Consider the following 16,725-nt stretch of genomic DNA (forward strand, 5'->3'; position numbering starts at 1 on the left):
TTGAACGGGAAGAGTAGGAAGGTATGGCCTTCAGAGAGCGGAATTGCTATCAAGCGCTGTGAGATTCCGCAGGAACCAGCTTGCCGAAGTCGCCCCGGAGTTGCGGACTTGAGATAGAGTAGGGATCGATCGCTACCCTGGTTAGAGTTCGCCGGCCGCAGCCGTTATCTGCGTAAAGTGTCGTGCTTGATCGTTTGCCTTTCACGTTCTTCATGGGAGGATACGATTCATGATTGATTATAAGCACGAAACAAAGGTGGTACCGCGAGAGAACAGTCTTTCGTCCTTTGAGGACGAAAGGCTTTTTTTGTTTCACGCAAACATGGATATCCATGTCCACGCCCAGAGGCTAAAACATTACGGGTTGGCAAAACTGATTAACAGTATCGGAGGTACGAAAATATGGATCAAAAACTAAACCAATCCCAGTTAGACATGCCGACGACGTATGATCCGAAGGCAGCCGAACAAAAATGGTATCCGTACTGGAAGGAAGGCGGCTTCTTTGAAGCTGGCAAACGACCGGACGCGGAGCCGTATACGATTGTTATTCCTCCACCAAACGTTACGGGAATGCTTCACATCGGCCATGCCCTTGATTTTACGCTGCAGGATATCCTGATTCGCGTAAAGCGGATGCAGGGTTTTGATGCGTTGTGGTTGCCGGGCTCTGACCATGCAGGCATCGCCACGCAAACCAAGGTTGAGCAGAAGCTTCGCGAAGAAGGCGTTACCCGCTACGATCTGGGACGTGAAAAATTTCTGGAGAAAGTGTGGGAATGGAAGGATCTGTATGCGAATACGATCCGTGACCAATGGTCCAAGATCGGCCTGTCTCTCGATTACTCCAGAGAGCGTTTCACGCTCGATGAGGGGTTGTCAGAAGCGGTTCGGGAAGTATTCGTCAAGCTCTATGATAAGGGGCTTATATATCGCGGCAAACGCATTATCAACTGGGACCCGGCTGCTCGCACGGCTTTGTCCGATATCGAAGTGGAGTACAAAGAGGTCAACGGCCATTTGTACCACTTGCAATACCCGCTGAAAGACGGCAGCGGCTCCATTACCGTAGCAACCACCCGTCCGGAGACCATGCTGGGTGATACGGCGGTAGCCGTTCATCCGGAAGATGAGCGCTATAAAGACATGATCGGCAAGACATTGGTCCTGCCTATTGTCGGCCGAGAAATTCCGGTTATTGCCGATGAGTACGTGGAGAAGGATTTCGGCAGCGGAGCGGTTAAAATTACGCCGGCCCATGATCCGAATGACTTCGAAATGGGTCTGAGACATGATCTGCCACAAATCACCGTGATGGATGAATCCGGGACGATGAATGAATTTGCCGGCAAGTACCAGGGGCTTGACCGAGCAGAATGCCGCAAGCAGATCGTAAGCGACATGAAGGAATCGGGCGTGCTGCTTCGTATCGAAGATCATGTTCATCAGGTTGGCCATAGCGAAAGATCCGGCGCCGTTGTCGAGCCGTATCTGTCGACGCAGTGGTTCGTTAAGATGCAGCCGCTTGCGGAAGCAGCCGTTACTGCGCAGAAATCCGGCAAGGGCGTAAATTTCGTGCCTGACCGGTTCGAGAGAACCTACCTGCATTGGATGGAGAATGTGCGCGATTGGTGCATCTCCCGTCAATTGTGGTGGGGCCACCGGATTCCGGCCTGGTATTCCGAATCCACGGGCGAAGTGGTTGTTGCCATGAATGAAGAGGAAGCGCGCGCGAAGCTTGGCAAGGACGATCTGAGACAGGATGAGGATGTGCTGGATACCTGGTTCAGCTCGGCATTGTGGCCGTTCTCGACCATGGGCTGGCCGAATCTGGACAGTGAGGATTTCAAACGTTATTATCCGACAAGCGTTCTCGTAACGGGTTATGATATTATTCCGTTCTGGGTTTCGCGGATGATTTTCCAAGGGCTTGAATTTACGGATCAAATGCCGTTCAAAGATACGCTTATCCATGGTCTGGTTCGGGATAGCGAAGGCCGCAAGATGTCCAAGTCGCTCGGCAATGGTATCGATCCGCTCGAGGTTATTGAACAGTATGGCGCAGATGCCATGCGTTATATGATATCGACCGGCAGTACGCCGGGTCAGGATCTTCGATTCCGCTGGGAACGTGTGGAACAAGCGCGTAACTTCGCGAACAAGATCTGGAATGCGTCACGTTTTGCGCTCATGAATCTGGAGGGCTTCACGGCGGCGGATATCGACATTTCCGGAGAGCTGGGAACGGCCGACCGTTGGATTTTGCATCGTCTGAACGAAACTTCCCGAGACATTACGCGTCTAATTGATGCCTACGAATTTGGCGAAACCGGTCGACTGCTCTACAATTTCATCTGGGATGATCTGTGTGACTGGTATATTGAATTTGCTAAGCTGTCCCTGTACGGCGAGGATCAAGCGGCCAAGAAAAAGACGCAGTCGGTGCTTGCCTATGTGCTGGACCGCACGATGCGCTTGATCCACCCGTTCATGCCGTTCATTTCCGAAGAGATCTGGCAGCATTTGCCGCATGAAGGCGAGACGGTGATGTTGGCTTCATGGCCGACCTATGATGAGGCATTTGAGAATGCGGAAGCCGTTACCGAAATGAACCTGCTGATGGATGTCATCCGTGCTGTACGTAACATCCGGGCGGAAGTAAACGTACCGATGAGCAAAAAAGTAGAACTCCAGTTGAAGCCGGTAAGCGAGCAAATTGCTGGCATCATCGATCGCAATGCGGATTATATTCGCCGCTTCTGCAACACGTCGGAGTATCAATCCTCCCTTGCGCTTGAGGCGCCGGATAAGGCGATGACCGCCGTGGTAACAGGTGTTGAAATGTATCTGCCGCTTGCCGGGTTGATCGATATCGCTCAGGAGATCACGCGTCTGGAAAAGGAAATTCAGCACTTGAACAGCGAAGTCGAGCGTGTGGAGAAGAAGCTGAACAATCCTGGTTTCGTATCGAAAGCACCTGAAAAGGTGATTGAAGAAGAACGGGCGAAGCTTGCGGATTACTCGGACAAACGCAATAAAGTGATTGCGCGCATCGAAGAACTGAGAGGCTAAAGGGCAAAATGAATCTGGACCAGAAGGTGAGAACGATGGTTGATCATTCGGCAGCTGCAGTGGCAGCTCCGTTCCATACCTATGAGGAAGCGGTAGCTTGGATCAACGGGCTGATTCCGTTTGGAATCCGCCCGGGCATGGATAGAATTCAGCGATTGATGGAGCTGCTCGGCCATCCGGAGCGGCGGTTAAAATTTATTCACGTGGCCGGAACGAATGGGAAAGGCTCCACATGCGCTTTTTTAACAAAGGTTCTGCTTCAAGGGGGATTCACGGTTGGCACCTACACGTCTCCCTATATTACGAAGTTTACCAATCGGTTTCAGTATAACGGCGAGGACATACCGGAAGAGACGCTGCTTGAACTCGCTAATCGCTTAGAACCGCTTGTAGCCGAAATTGCGGGCTCCGGGCTCGGATCGCCCACCATGTTTGAGGTGTCCACCGCCCTTGCGATACTGTATTACGCCGAGGTATCTTATCCGGACGTGGTGGTATGGGAGACGGGACTTGGCGGTCGCCTTGACGTGACCAATATCGTACATCCCATCATTTCGGTGATCACGAATATCGGAATGGACCATACCGACGTCCTGGGTGATACCATTCAGGAGATCGCCACGGAAAAGGCTGGCATTATCAAGCCTGGAGTTCCTGTGGTGAGCACGGTAACTCAGCCGGAGGCAGTCGATATTCTGAAACAAACGGTAGTCAAAAACCGTACAAGTCTGTATCTCGTAGATGAACAGTTCTCCTATGAGCGGCTGCGTGGGGACGAAGAAAGCCAGACTTTCCGTTTTAAGGGTCCGTTCCGGAACATGGATCTGGACATCTCGATGCAGGGTGAGCACCAATGCGCCAATGCCGCGCTTGCGATGATGACGCTGGAAGTGCTTCGCCAGTATATGGCTTTCATCGTGGATGATGAAGAATTGCGCAGAGGGTTTAAGGATACTTTCTGGGCGGGAAGACTGGAACAAGTGCAGTCCTCCCCGCGGATTGTTCTCGATGGTGCGCACAACCCCGAAGGGGCTGAAACCTTGGCCAAGAGCTTGCCGCAGATTTATAAGTATCGGAAACTGAACTTAATGATGGGAATGCTGGCAAATAAGCATCATGAATCGTATTTGCAGCATATACTGCCAATAGTGGATACGCTTATCCTGACTGAACCGGATTTCCGGAAGAAACTGGACGCCAAGGCGCTTGGTGACATCGTAGAGCAGGTAAGGGAGAAATACGCCAAACATACACTGCAAATCATCATAGAACCAAATTGGAAAAACGCACTTGAAGAGTTGAAGTCACGGACGGAAGCGGAGGATCTTGGGGTGGTGTCGGGCACGTTGTACCTGATTGCCGACGTGCGTTCCAACCTCCTGGGCCTTTCCGATTCTGAAAAAGGTTGGTGATATCTGTTGAATACATCGGAACATGTTCATTTTATAGGAATTGGCGGCTACGGGATGAGCGCCATTGCAAGAGTTATGCTGGAGATGGGTTATAAAGTCACGGGTTCTGACGTGGCATCGCAAGAATTGACAGAAAAGCTGGCGGCCAAAGGCGCCAAAATATACATTGGACATACCGCCGAGCAAGTCCAGGGCGCGGACCTTGTAGTTTACTCGACGGCATTGTCCCAAGACAACGTGGAGCGGGTCGAAGCAGAGAAGCTGAACATTCCTGTCCTTCACCGTGCGCAGATGCTGGCGCGTCTTCTGAACGAACGCAAAGGGGTCGCCGTAGCGGGTGCACATGGTAAGACAACCACTTCATCGATGATTGCGCTCGTAATGGAGGAATGCGGCGTCGATCCGACGTTTATCATCGGCGGGGAAATCATGAACGTTGGCACCAATGCCAAGGCCGGTGAAGGCGAGCACGTGGTGGCCGAAGCGGACGAGAGTGACGGTTCATTCCTTCAGTACCACCCTTGGCTCGGCGTTGTTCTGAATATTGAGGCCGATCACCTGGAGAATTACGAAGGGGATTTCAATCGTCTCAAGGCAGCATATGTACAATTCCTTAGCCAGATCAAGGCAGACGGTACGGCCGTGGTTTGCGCGGACGATAACAACATTCAGGCGATTTTGCCTGACCTAAAATGCAATGTGACGACATACGGCATTCACGCGGATGCAGAGTATACGGCAACGAATCTGGTGCTCGGCGACCGTCACGTCAGCTTCACCATGCTTCATAACGGCATGGAGCTGGGAACCGTGGAATTGTCCGTACCGGGTAAACACAATGTCTACAACGCCATGGCTACGGTGATTTGCTGCTTGAAAGGGGGAATCTCGTTCGAAGCGATTGTAGAGGCCATCGTCAAGTTCAACGGAGCTAAGCGCCGCTTCCAGGTGCTGGGCGAAGCTGAAGGCATTCTCGTGATTGACGACTATGCGCATCATCCGACGGAGATCGAGGCTACGATCAGTGCCGCCAAAGCTACCGGCAAACGGATTATTGCCGTATTTCAGCCGCAGCGGTATTCGAGGACCTTTTTCCTTCTGGATGCGTTTAGCCGCGCATTCGGGGAAGCGGACGAGGTGATCATTACCGATATTTATTCTCCCGCCGGCGAGAAGCAGATCGAGGGTATCAGTTCCGGTAAGCTGGTGGAGCTGATTGTCCAGAACAGCAATGCCGGTGCCCGCTATTTGCCTACCAAAGAAGATGTCCTGAGCGATCTCAAAGGTCGCGTAAAAGAAGGCGATCTGGTTCTGACGATGGGTGCGGGCGATATTTGGAAGGTCGGCGCTGCTTTAGCGGAGTCTATTAAAGGCAAGAAGTAAATGGGCTGCAAGAATGCTTTGCCGCTTCGCTGCAGAGGGGATTGCATGGGCTTTTGTCTGCGAACGGAGGCAAAGCAGCGGATCGATAAGTAGAATACAGGCTGATCAAGACACTTTCTTGATCAGCCTGTTGTTTTGTTTTTCGCACACTCATAAGTTGCCAAGCTTGATCATATAGCTAGGTGTAGAAGGACAAGTGAGGTGTGTGGATATGAATAAAGCACGGATGACGATTCGTTTCGATCACGATCCGCCGAAGGACAGCTACAAGGATCATATGCGTGAGGAACGGGATTCGTATCAAAAAGTTCCAGCAAGACGCAATGATCAAGTTGATGACCGTCATCTCGCATTCGACGAGTTTGACACAACGACTGATCGGTTTACCGATGCGGGCAATTCGTTTGAACATAGGAGCAGCATCCAGCATGATCATCTGCGCGTCGTCCCGCCGCTCCGGGAGGAGGACACTCGGTATGTGAACGGACAAGATTGGAGAACATCGCGTCATACCCGGCCCAGGGGGCGATTAGCTGAGGAAAGAAGACGTATGGATCATGTCGAGGACGGGTCGTTCGGTGACGGGCTTGATCCTGCCGATACATATGACGATATGCGTGAGGTTGAGGATCTCAACGATCTTCATGATGACGCGTATTCCGGAAGAGTAGGCCCAGGCGCAAACGATTCGAATTGGAATCTCGGGCCCGAGAAGGATCTATATGAGTCACCTGCCGATGATTACGGTTATTATCGCTCGCGCAAGCCTACCTCCTTCTGGAAAATGGCCGTATCCGTGACCGCGGCTGTGGTTACGGGTTTGCTGTTTGGGTATATGGTGTTGTCCATGTTTAACGGCGGTAATGCAGGTGAGGATCCTGCAACGGGGCAGCTTGAAAGCAATGATGCAGTTAACCAAGCACCGGCTGATTCATCCGGGGGAACGGGAGCATCACTCGCACCAGAGTTAACTGAATCGACAGCACGCATTCCGGGTCAAATCTTCTATTTGCTTCAGTACGGTGTGTTCAGCACGCCGGAACGGGCAGAGCAGGCGAAAGGGGAGCTGCTGCAGTCCGGTATTGCGGCCGGGGGTGATTTGGATGAGGAGAACCGTGTTTATGCGGGCGTATCACCAGATCGCGAGCAGGCCAAGCTGCTCAGCAATCAGCTTAAAGCCGAAGGAGTCGAATTATACGTGAGGGAAATCGCACTGCCTAATAAAGAGTCGGCTGCCTTTGCGGGCGAGGAGCAGACGCTGACGGACTATTTTACAATAAGCGGGCAGCTGGTATCGGAGTTAAGTACGCTATCGGCATCGCTGCTGGGGCAGCAGGAGGCGGGCGCGGTGGCGTCAGAGAGTATGACTGCAATCACAAATCTGCACCAGCAATGGATCCAATCGATGAAGCTGCTGTCCGCCGGCTTGGGTCCGGAGACCGGGGCAGTGCTGCCAGCGATGGAGCAATCCATGAACAGTTCGATCACAGCGCTCTCCGAATATAATAAAAATCAATCCAAGGGGCATTTGTGGGAGATTCAAACGGGCATGATGAACTATGTCATGGGCCAAAAGAAACTCCTGGATGGCCTATAAATTCAAATTTACGTCAAATCCGGCTCGGAACTGGAAATAGTTCCCCCTGCCGGATTTCTGTTTGTATTGCTTATCGATTCACCGTATAATAATTAGGGTGTCAAAATATGGCGAGGGAAGAGGATGCATGAAGAAAAACAAAGGAATGCTAATCTTGTTTTTGCTGCTGGGGTGGCTGACGGGAACATGGCTGGCCAAGGCGCTTCAACCTGTTAAGGCTTTGTCGTTTTTAACGTCGACTACACCGATTAAGTGGTCGCCTAGCGCTGATTTTGACATTATTCGTTATGACATTAACCTTGAACTTAACTTTTGCCTGCTCAGTCTGCTTGGCATTATAGCAGCGCTTTGGTTATACCGCAGGCTCTAAGACATGACAAAGGAGATTATCCCCCTTGAATGAGAAGAGAAACCGCCGTATCATATTGGCCTCCACCTCTCCTCGGCGTCAGGAATTGATTGCCTCCCTTCGTATCCCATTTGAGATTATGCCTAGTGAAGCTGACGAGGACACCCCGCATGGGTGGTCGCCAGAGCGAATTGTGGAGTCACTGGCACTACGTAAAGCGGAAGCCGTTCTCCGAAAGCTGACGGATGATCCGGGAGATGGTATCATTGTGGGAAGCGACACGATTGTAGTTGTCGATGATCTTGTCCTCGGGAAACCGGAGGATCATGCTGACGCGGCAAGGATGTTGTCCATGCTTCAAGGACGGGCTCACCTCGTGTACACGGGCGTGGCTTGTGTCGACCGGGAATCTGGTCGTACCAAGGTCGCTCATCGTGTGACAACCGTAAAGATGAAATCGTTAAGTGATGACGCGATCGCGGCTTATGTAAAGAGCGGGGAACCTGCTGACAAAGCGGGCTCGTATGCGATTCAAGGCTTGGGTGCAACCATCGTGGAAGGAATCGAAGGCGACTATTTTAACGTTGTCGGCCTGCCGCTTTCTCTGCTGTCGGACATGCTGTCTGAAATGGGGATGGATGTACTCACCGATTCATAGATATAGAACAACGGCATACGAAATGTAGGGGTATCCTGAAGTTTCGGTGACCTGCTGATTTAAATCTTAGAAAAGAGGGGAATATATGGAGTCGCCTACGCTATTGCTGCGCGACATCCCCCATGATGAACGACCAAGAGAGCGCATGATGCAATATGGGGCGAGCGCTTTAAGCCATGCAGAATTGCTGGCGATATTGCTTCGGACCGGAACCCGCCAGGAATCTGCCGTACATATAGCCCAGCGGCTGCTGGGGGAAGCAGGAGGCATCCGGCAGCTCGTTGATCTTAGCATTGAGGAAATTACGCAAATCAAAGGAATTGGAACCGCTAAGGCTGTTCAGCTGAAGGCTGGCATCGAGCTTGGACGGCGCTTGGCCGCATCGAGACATGTAGAGCCGGTTATTATTCGCAGTCCGCATGACGCGGCAGAACTGCTCAGTGAACAGATGCGCTATTTACAGAAAGAGCATTTTGTCTGTGTATTTTTAAATACGAAAAATCATGTCATTGCCCAGGAAACGTTATCGATGGGAAGCCTTAATGCTTCCATCGTTCATCCCCGCGAGGTGTTCAGAGCAGCCATCAAATGCAGCAGTGCATCCCTGGTGTGCGCGCATAACCATCCTAGCGGAGATCCGACGCCCAGCCCGGAAGACATATCGCTGACTGCACGCTTAGTGGAGGCAGGACAGATTGTCGGGATCGACGTACTGGATCATCTGATCATTGGGGACGGATCGTTTGTAAGTTTGAAGGAACGGGGCTTGATGTAATATAATAGTTCAGATTGACGAAGAAAGGGAGATACATCATGTTTGGTGGTTTTACGAAAGATTTGGGAATCGATTTGGGGACGGCAAATACGCTGGTTTATGTTCGTGGGAAAGGAATTGTCGTAAGAGAACCTTCCGTGGTTGCTCTGCGTACAGATACGAAGAGCATTGAAGCCGTCGGAGAATCGGCTAAGAAAATGATTGGACGCACACCAGGCAACATTCGTGCCATTCGTCCGATGAAGGACGGCGTCATCGCTGATTTTGATACAACGGCTACGATGATTAAATACTTTATTCGTCAGGCACAGAAGCAGCGTTCCATATTCCCCCGTCATCCGAACGTGATGGTATGCGTGCCTTCCGGCATTACGGCGGTAGAGCAGCGTGCGGTTGAAGATGCTACCAAGCAAGCGGGAGCACGCGAAGCTTACACGATCGAAGAGCCATTTGCAGCTGCAATCGGTGCCGATTTGCCTGTGTGGGAACCTACGGGCAGCATGGTCGTTGACATCGGCGGAGGCACGACAGAGGTTGCGGTCATTTCGCTTGGCGGCATTGTAACGAGCCGCTCTGTACGCGTTGCAGGCGATGAGATGGATGAGTCTATTATCTCCTATATCAAACGTCAATATAACTTGATGATCGGCGAGCGCACATCCGAGCTGCTTAAGATGGAAGTCGGTTCCGCCATGCCGCTGGAGACCGTGGAAACGATGGAAATTCGCGGCCGTGACTTGGTGACGGGGCTGCCGAAGACGATCACCATTACTTCAGATGAGATTAGCGAAGCGTTGGCAGATACCATTAATGCGATTGTTGAAGCGGTAAAGGTTACGCTTGAGAAATGTCCTCCGGAGCTTGCTGCGGATATTATGGACCGGGGCATCGTGCTTACGGGAGGCGGCGCATTGCTTCGCAACCTGGACAAGCTGCTCGCCGAAGAGACCGGCATGCCGGTAATCGTTGCAGAGAATCCGCTGGATTGCGTGGCCATTGGCACAGGTAAAGCGCTCGAGAACATTCACTTGTTTAAATCCCGGAGCAGCTCTGCCGTCCGTTCCAAACGGTAGAAATCAAAATAGAAGTGTAAACCCCTAATGTTGGGAGAGAAAACAGTAAGTTAGAGGGTGTTGCAACTGTTTAAGCTGCTAGGCAATAAGCGTTTGTTTATTATGCTCATCGGGCTGGTAGCGTTTATCGCTATTATGGGGTTTACGCTCGGTCCGAGAGCTTCTTTATCTTGGCCTGAAAAATTTGTCAAAGATACGGTCGGTTTTGTGCAAAGTGTGTTTTATAAGCCCGCTGCCTATATAGCGGGTTTCTTTGAAGATGTGCGGAACATGAAGGAAATCTATGAAGAGAATGAGGAACTGCGGAGAGCCGTGGCCCAATATTCTCGAGAGAGTGCTAATTACAATAGCATGAAAGCTAATTTCGAAGCGCTGACGGAACAACTTCATTTTACAGAGAACCAGAAAAATCGTGACAAATATGAGTATCGTACTGCTCAGGTGCTTAGCGTCAACTCGGATCCGAATAACAGGACACTGGTCGTCGATCTGGGCGAGCGCGATGGGGTTCGCCCCAACATGTCGGTCACGACAGTGGACGGCATGGTCGGCATCATTAGCAGCGTCAGCAATTTCACCTCCACGGTGAAGCTGTTGACCACGATGGACGCCCAGGATCCGAATCCGCAGCCAATTTCGGTAACGGCCATCGGCAAAGAGGATAAAACGTTTGGCGTGGTCGAGAGCTACGATGAGAAGACCAACACGCTGCTCATGACGCGGATTACGGAAGATGATCCGATCAAGAAAGGCGATAAGATCATTTCATCCGGTGCCGGAGGCGTTATACCACAGGGCTTGATCATTGGTGAGGTGAAAAGTGTTCAGGTAAGCCAATACGGTCAGAGCAGAACGGCTACGATCGAACCTGCGGCCAAGTTTGATGATTGGAAGTATCTGATCATCGTCTTTACGCCTGAGGAGCCAGAATAAGATGGCACGTAAACAAATTCTGGTCCTGCTGCTGTTCGTGCTGTTTATTCTGCAGGGCACGGTGGTTTTCTGGTTAACGCCAAGCTCGCTGCAGCTTCAGATTTACCCTAATTTTGTATTGGTTTGCTTGTTTTTTGTATCGATTTATTATCATCGCCACACGGGGCTGGTGCTCGGACTCATATTCGGCATGCTTCACGATATCGTGTATTACGGCGAGATGATTGGCACTTATTCGTTTGCTATGGGCGTATCCGCATATCTGGTGGGACTTGTATTCAAGTCCCCGCGGGCGCCGCTGCCCATGATGATGACCATTGTCATTTTGGGGAGCCTGTTGTTTGACAGTACGCTTTTTGGCATATATAAGGTGTTTCGACTCAATCCGACTTCTTATAATTGGTCACTGCTTCATCATATGCTACCCAATCTCCTTGTTCATTTTGCCTTTGCTCTGGCGATTTACGTTCCTCTTCGCAAGCAGATTGAGTTGGTTACGAAGAATCAGAGAAGGAAGGCATCCTGAACCCTCCATTATGACATTTTACTAGACTAGCAGGAACTTGAAGGTTTGAGCGCGAAATGTATAGGGATGGGAGGGACAGGCTTATGGCTGTAAAATCCAATCATGTGACGATTAAGGGCATCAAAGATGGCCTGGTATTCCTGCTTGATGACCAATGTGAGCTGGAGGAGCTGCTCGGCGAGCTGCGCTATAAGCTGGAGCACAGTCATCAGAATATTTTGACCGGACCTATCATTCATGTGGATGTGAAGCTGGGTTCCCGGAAAATTTCCGAAGAAGAGAAGCAGACGATTCTTGACATATTGAAGCAAAAGGGCAACCTGTTGATACGTAATGTGGAATCGCCACCGATTGAGTCGGAGCTCATACCAGAGGAGAAGCTTACGCTTAAGACAGGGATGGTGCGTTCCGGACAGGTGCTGCATCATGACGGCGATCTCTTGTTCCTCGGCGATGTGAATCCCGGCGGAACCATAACGTGCACTGGCGATATCTACATATTGGGAGCTCTGCGCGGAACCGCGCATGCCGGTGTAGAGGGCAACGAGGAAGCGATTATAGCGGCTTCGTATTTTGCCCCTACCCAGCTCCGTATCTCCCAGATGATCAGCAGACCGCCGGATGAATGGGAGACGCGGGAAACGGTCATGGAATTTGCGTATTTGAAGGACGGTAGCATGGAGATCGATAAGATCAGCAACATCTCACGTTTGGGTCGGGATTTTAATGTGTTTAAAGGGGTGTAGAACATGGGAGAGGCAATCGTCGTAACTTCAGGTAAAGGCGGAGTCGGTAAAACGACGACATCGGCGAACATCGGCACAGCTTTGGCACTGCTCGGAAAAAAAGTGTGTCTGGTTGATACGGACATCGGTCTTCGTAATTTGGATGTCGTGATGGGCCTGGAAAACCGGATTATATACGATTTGTGCGACGTTGCAGAAGGGCGATGCCGACTTAACCAGGCGCTGATCAAGGACAAGCGCTTCGATGAGCTGTATATGCTTCCTGCAGCCCAGACCAAAGACAAGAATGCCGTTTCTCCGGAGCAGGTGAAAGATATCGTACTTGAATTGAAAAAGGAATTCGAATACGTCATTATCGATTGTCCGGCTGGAATCGAGCAAGGATTTAAGAATGCCATTGCCGGTGCAGATAAAGCGATTGTGGTTACAACGCCCGAGAATGCGGCCGTGCGGGATGCGGATCGGATTATCGGCTTGCTGGAGAGCTCTCATGTAGAGTCTCCGAAGCTTGTTGTAAACCGGATTCGCCCGAACATGGTGAAATCCGGCGACATGCTGGAGATTGAAGATGTGCTGCAGGTGCTGAATATTGATCTGATCGGCATCGTCCCCGATGATGAAATGGTCATTAAAGCGGCCAATATCGGGGAGCCTACGGTGATGAATCCGGATTCTCAGGCAGCCATCGCCTATAGAAACATCGCCCGGCGTATTCTGGGTGATACCGTTCCTTTGATGCAAATCCATCAGAAAAAAGGAATGTTCACCAAATTCAAAAAGTTTTTTGGAATGGGTTAAAGGCTTTAACACGAACCGGTGCCGGGAGGCATCGGTTTTTTTGTTCTGTTCGCCTCTTTAATAGGGCTTGTTCTAAATATCTTTCATCTCCTCATAGGATAGAGTAAGAAAACAAGCCCCAAGGGGGAGAGAACAATGGACATCAAAACTTCAGTTAAGACCCGAAGAGAAGCCCGCATTCGCGAGCTGCTGGAAGGGGAAGCGTCACCGGCGCCGCATGATAAGTCGTCATGGGGGCCCGTTCCCGAGAAACAGCCTGCCCATCCCAATCTTCACAAGACAGGCTTTATACAGGAGCACAGGGCGAACCCATCCCCGCTTCTTGCAGAGAGTGAACCGGATCCCGAGCGGCTTTGGAAGCAAGGGCACCGCGGTTGGTATGGTGCGCTGGATCCCGGTGATCCAGGGGAACCGCCAAGAAAAGCTTCGTTTCTGTCGGGCTTGGTGCGCCGTGTCATCGTCAGTGCGCTGGTGTTTGGATTGGCATGGGGGGTATTTTCGTTTCAGCACCCATGGGCTCTTCGCACGCAAGCTTTTATCGTTGAGGGGCTGAGCCATGAGATGGATTTCCAAGCAGCCCAGGTATGGTACGAGGAGCATTTTGGAAGCGCGCCTTCCTTCATTCCGATTTTTGGACAAACCGACGAGCACTCGACGAAGGTGAATGCCGGGACTTCTTTAGTTCCTCCGCTTTCCGGAAAGGTGGTCCAATCCTTTGCCGTGGATCTGAAAGGCATCGTTTTGGAAGCCGGAGGGGGTTCTTTAGCAGACCGAGCGGTTAAGAGTATAGAGACCGGACGCGTGCTTGAGGTTAAAGAACATCCTGAGAATGGGATCACCATTCTCATACAGCATACAGGAGAGAGAACGGCGATATACAGCAGGCTGGCAGAAACGGGACTTAAGGTAAACGATTGGGTCCAAGGTGGAGATATTGTCGGCACATTGGCGTCTTCAGGCGCAGGCAGCCCGCCCTCCCTTTATTTCGAACTGAAAGAGGGGGATCGAGGTATCGATCCGGCGGAAGTGATTCCGTTTGATTAAGTTTAAGGGAACGGTATTGTCGCTGCATCCTCTCTTTGTTATTGTCATGCTGGCCTCCGTATTCACCGGTCGCTTTTTGGAATTGCTGACCCTGTTTATTATCGTGTTTATACATGAATTGGGACACGCCGCCGCAGCGGCAGCGATGGGGTTCAAGGTACGAGCCATTCAGATGCTGCCGTTCGGCGGCGTTGCTGTCATTGAAGATGACGGCAGGATGACTGCAATGAAGGAAATCATCATTGCGCTTGCGGGTCCGCTGCAAAATGTCATCATGATTGGAATTACTCTGATGTGCAGATGGGCGGGGTGGGGAGATGAGCAGCTGTTGTCTTATATCATTCAGGGGAATCTCATCATCGCGCTGTTTAACCTTCTCCCGATTCTTCCGCTGGACGGGGGCAAAGTGCTGCAAGCCGTCATCAGCTTGCTCGCCCCATATCATGCGACCTTGCTGTGGGCTTCCCGCGCTGGCATATTGTGCAGCCTGATCATGATCGGATATGGCTTGCAGCCGTTATTTTCCGGCGGCGGTATTCGTTTAAATGTGCTGATGATCGGCCTCTTTTTAGCGTATTCCAATTTTGAAGACTATCGGAATGTGCATTACCGGTTTTTAAGATTTTTGGTCAATCGGAGCGAGATTTATGAACGAAATTTGGATGGACTCGGTCCTGCGCAACCAATCGTTGCAGATTCTTCGAAACCTTTGGATGATATTATGCGTCTATTTAAACGAGAGAAGTATCATCTGATTTATGTCATGAGCGGACGAGGCAGCCTGCTTGCCGTTGTTCCGGAGCAGCATGTGATTTCTTCTTATTTTGCATCAAATGGTCCGCCCTGGTATGCGTAAATCGTAAACACCAAGAGGAAGACGCAGGGTGGGCCATGATTCTTTATCCATTCATATCATCTGAGATTGTGTTAGGATAAAAAAATAGAATATCGTCTTCCATTTGAGGGGTGAAGCCATGAGGCAAATGATAGTTCATTGTGAACATGAGACCATTCAGATGGCCCTCATCGAAGATGGGAGGTTAGCAGAATTCGCCGTTGAGCGGAGTCGTGAGCAAAGTGTAGTCGGCAGTTTTTATAAGGGCAGGGTCGTAAATGTGCTGCCGGGGATGCAGGCGGCTTTTGTAGATATCGGGCTGAAAAAGAATGCATTTTTATATATTGATGATGTGCTCCATCCTCATTTAGAGAAGCAGCCCAAACAGAAGCCTTCCATCTCGGAGCTGCTAACGGTAGGCCAGGAATTGATCGTGCAGGTGATGAAGGAACCGAGAGGCGGCAAGGGGGCGCGGGTCACTACCCATTTTTCGCTGCCTGGCAGATGCATGGTGTACATGCCTACTGCGGATTATGTTGCCGTCTCCAAGAAAATTGGACGTGATGCGGAGAGAGCAAGGCTGAAGAGTATCGGCGAGCAGCTTCGTACGGATGAAGAGGGGATCATTATCCGAACGGTATCGGAGGACGAGCCTCTGGAATTCCTTAAGGGAGATCTTGAGTATCTGCGAAAAGAGTGGGCGCGAATTCTCGACAAGGCCGAGCTATCTTCTGCTCCGGCGCTGCTTCATCGCGATTTAGGTCTGCTGCAGCGTTTTCTCCGCGATGCCTTTGACCCGCTTCATGATGAACTTGTGATCGACAGCAAGCTTAAAGGCGAGGAGACCAAAAGCTATCTGAAGGAAACCGTCCCTGGTATGGAGCCTAAGGTTACATATTATTCGGAAGGAAGTCCGATTTTTCAAGCTTACGGGTTGGACGAGCAGATGAGAGCCGGCTTTGCAAGGAAAATCACGCTTCCGGAAGGTGTGACCATCGTTGTTGATCAGACGGAAGCCATGACCATCATGGATGTCAACACAGCCAAATATATCGGTGGCGATAATTTCGAGGAAACGGTGCTGAAGACGAATCTTCTGGCGGCGCAGCAGATTGCAAGAATTTTGCGGCTCTGGGATATCGGAGGCATTATCATCGTTGATTTCATCGATATGGATCGTGAGGAGCACCGGGAGCAGGTTGTTTCTGCCATGGAGGCTGTAATGCGCAAGGACCGCACCAAAAGCTTTGTGGTGGGCTGGACCAAGCTGGGACTGCTGGAAATGACCCGCAAAAAAGCCAGGGAAAGCTCTTCGCTCCCATTTGCCAAGCCTTGCGGCGCTTGCGGGGGCAGAGGTGTTGTTATCGAACAATGATGTTGACGGTGAACATGGATTATGATATTATCATTAGGTATGTGTCTAGTGATGGTTTGCTGCACATGCTGTAACCGCTCCGGTTGGGTTAGCAAGGACGTTCCGGTTGGAACGGACACCTTATACTAGGCGAGTCTGAGACATAGGGA

The 16,725-nt window shown here is 51.0% G+C and carries 15 protein-coding genes and 1 other annotated feature (1 of these 16 running past the window's edge); all 15 genes read left to right on the forward strand.

The window, feature by feature from the left end; all coding sequences use genetic code 11:
• Positions 1 to 291, forward strand: a binding site (T-box leader); it begins 9 nt to the left of the window's first position.
• 111 nt (positions 292 to 402) lie between these two features.
• Positions 403 to 3,072: a valine--tRNA ligase gene (locus M4D81_RS32275; protein WP_260069377.1), complete on the forward strand. Its 2,670-nt coding sequence runs from the start codon at positions 403 to 405 to the stop codon at positions 3,070 to 3,072.
• Between the two features lie 8 nt (positions 3,073 to 3,080).
• Positions 3,081 to 4,484, forward strand: a complete 1,404-nt coding sequence (locus M4D81_RS32280; RefSeq protein WP_071223417.1) for a bifunctional folylpolyglutamate synthase/dihydrofolate synthase — start codon at positions 3,081 to 3,083, stop codon at positions 4,482 to 4,484.
• A gap of 6 nt (positions 4,485 to 4,490) precedes the next feature.
• Positions 4,491 to 5,867, forward strand: coding sequence for a UDP-N-acetylmuramate--L-alanine ligase (murC, locus tag M4D81_RS32285; protein WP_071223416.1), 1,377 nt, complete (start codon positions 4,491 to 4,493; stop codon positions 5,865 to 5,867).
• A gap of 211 nt (positions 5,868 to 6,078) precedes the next feature.
• Positions 6,079 to 7,464, forward strand: a complete 1,386-nt coding sequence (locus M4D81_RS32290; RefSeq protein ID WP_260069378.1) for an SPOR domain-containing protein — start codon at positions 6,079 to 6,081, stop codon at positions 7,462 to 7,464.
• Positions 7,465 to 7,591: 127 nt separating this feature from the next.
• Entirely contained in the window at positions 7,592 to 7,834 is a 243-nt protein-coding gene (locus tag M4D81_RS32295) for a DUF4321 domain-containing protein (RefSeq protein WP_071223415.1), read from the forward strand.
• Positions 7,835 to 7,859: 25 nt separating this feature from the next.
• Positions 7,860 to 8,471: a Maf family protein gene (locus M4D81_RS32300; protein WP_071223414.1), complete on the forward strand. Its 612-nt coding sequence runs from the start codon at positions 7,860 to 7,862 to the stop codon at positions 8,469 to 8,471.
• Between the two features lie 85 nt (positions 8,472 to 8,556).
• The gene (gene radC, locus M4D81_RS32305; protein ID WP_009593994.1) at positions 8,557 to 9,246 is read left to right on the forward strand and encodes a RadC family protein; all 690 of its coding nucleotides are present in this window, start codon (positions 8,557 to 8,559) and stop codon (positions 9,244 to 9,246) included.
• Positions 9,247 to 9,284: 38 nt separating this feature from the next.
• Positions 9,285 to 10,319, forward strand: coding sequence for a rod shape-determining protein (locus tag M4D81_RS32310; protein ID WP_071223413.1), 1,035 nt, complete (start codon positions 9,285 to 9,287; stop codon positions 10,317 to 10,319).
• 57 nt (positions 10,320 to 10,376) lie between these two features.
• A complete protein-coding gene (mreC, locus tag M4D81_RS32315; RefSeq protein ID WP_119849473.1) occupies positions 10,377 to 11,252 on the forward strand; it encodes a rod shape-determining protein MreC in 876 nt (291 codons plus the stop codon).
• 1 nt (position 11,253) lies between these two features.
• Complete coding sequence (mreD, locus tag M4D81_RS32320) at positions 11,254 to 11,778, forward strand: rod shape-determining protein MreD (protein ID WP_127589515.1); 525 nt, start codon at positions 11,254 to 11,256, stop codon at positions 11,776 to 11,778.
• An 83-nt stretch (positions 11,779 to 11,861) separates the two neighbouring features.
• Complete coding sequence (locus M4D81_RS32325) at positions 11,862 to 12,524, forward strand: septum site-determining protein MinC (protein ID WP_260069379.1); 663 nt, start codon at positions 11,862 to 11,864, stop codon at positions 12,522 to 12,524.
• A 3-nt stretch (positions 12,525 to 12,527) separates the two neighbouring features.
• Positions 12,528 to 13,322: a septum site-determining protein MinD gene (minD, locus tag M4D81_RS32330; RefSeq protein ID WP_009594006.1), complete on the forward strand. Its 795-nt coding sequence runs from the start codon at positions 12,528 to 12,530 to the stop codon at positions 13,320 to 13,322.
• Positions 13,323 to 13,457: 135 nt separating this feature from the next.
• Positions 13,458 to 14,366, forward strand: a complete 909-nt coding sequence (locus M4D81_RS32335) for a M23 family metallopeptidase (RefSeq protein WP_260069380.1) — start codon at positions 13,458 to 13,460, stop codon at positions 14,364 to 14,366.
• A complete protein-coding gene (locus M4D81_RS32340; RefSeq protein ID WP_216535365.1) occupies positions 14,359 to 15,222 on the forward strand; it encodes a M50 family metallopeptidase in 864 nt (287 codons plus the stop codon). Before M4D81_RS32335 ends, M4D81_RS32340 begins: the two co-directional genes overlap by 8 nt.
• A 118-nt stretch (positions 15,223 to 15,340) precedes the next feature.
• Positions 15,341 to 16,576, forward strand: coding sequence for an Rne/Rng family ribonuclease (locus tag M4D81_RS32345; RefSeq protein WP_260069381.1), 1,236 nt, complete (start codon positions 15,341 to 15,343; stop codon positions 16,574 to 16,576).
• Positions 16,577 to 16,725: the final 149 nt, after the last annotated feature.

The organism is Paenibacillus sp. p3-SID867 (assembly GCF_025142895.1).
Lineage (GTDB): Bacteria > Bacillota > Bacilli > Paenibacillales > Paenibacillaceae > Paenibacillus_AQ.

Bases quoted from the DNA above. Each gene is read 5' to 3' on its own strand.
- M4D81_RS32275 (WP_260069377.1), top strand. From the start codon at position 403: ATGGATCAAAAACTAAACCAATCCCAGTTAGACATGCCGACGACGTAT.
- M4D81_RS32280 (WP_071223417.1), top strand. From the start codon at position 3,081: ATGAATCTGGACCAGAAGGTGAGAACGATGGTTGATCATTCGGCAGCT.
- M4D81_RS32290 (WP_260069378.1), top strand. From the start codon at position 6,079: ATGAATAAAGCACGGATGACGATTCGTTTCGATCACGATCCGCCGAAG.
- M4D81_RS32295 (WP_071223415.1), top strand. From the start codon at position 7,592: ATGAAGAAAAACAAAGGAATGCTAATCTTGTTTTTGCTGCTGGGGTGG.
- radC (WP_009593994.1), top strand. From the start codon at position 8,557: ATGGAGTCGCCTACGCTATTGCTGCGCGACATCCCCCATGATGAACGA.
- M4D81_RS32310 (WP_071223413.1), top strand. From the start codon at position 9,285: ATGTTTGGTGGTTTTACGAAAGATTTGGGAATCGATTTGGGGACGGCA.
- mreD (WP_127589515.1), top strand. From the start codon at position 11,254: ATGGCACGTAAACAAATTCTGGTCCTGCTGCTGTTCGTGCTGTTTATT.
- M4D81_RS32325 (WP_260069379.1), top strand. From the start codon at position 11,862: ATGGCTGTAAAATCCAATCATGTGACGATTAAGGGCATCAAAGATGGC.
- minD (WP_009594006.1), top strand. From the start codon at position 12,528: ATGGGAGAGGCAATCGTCGTAACTTCAGGTAAAGGCGGAGTCGGTAAA.
- M4D81_RS32335 (WP_260069380.1), top strand. From the start codon at position 13,458: ATGGACATCAAAACTTCAGTTAAGACCCGAAGAGAAGCCCGCATTCGC.
- M4D81_RS32345 (WP_260069381.1), top strand. From the start codon at position 15,341: ATGAGGCAAATGATAGTTCATTGTGAACATGAGACCATTCAGATGGCC.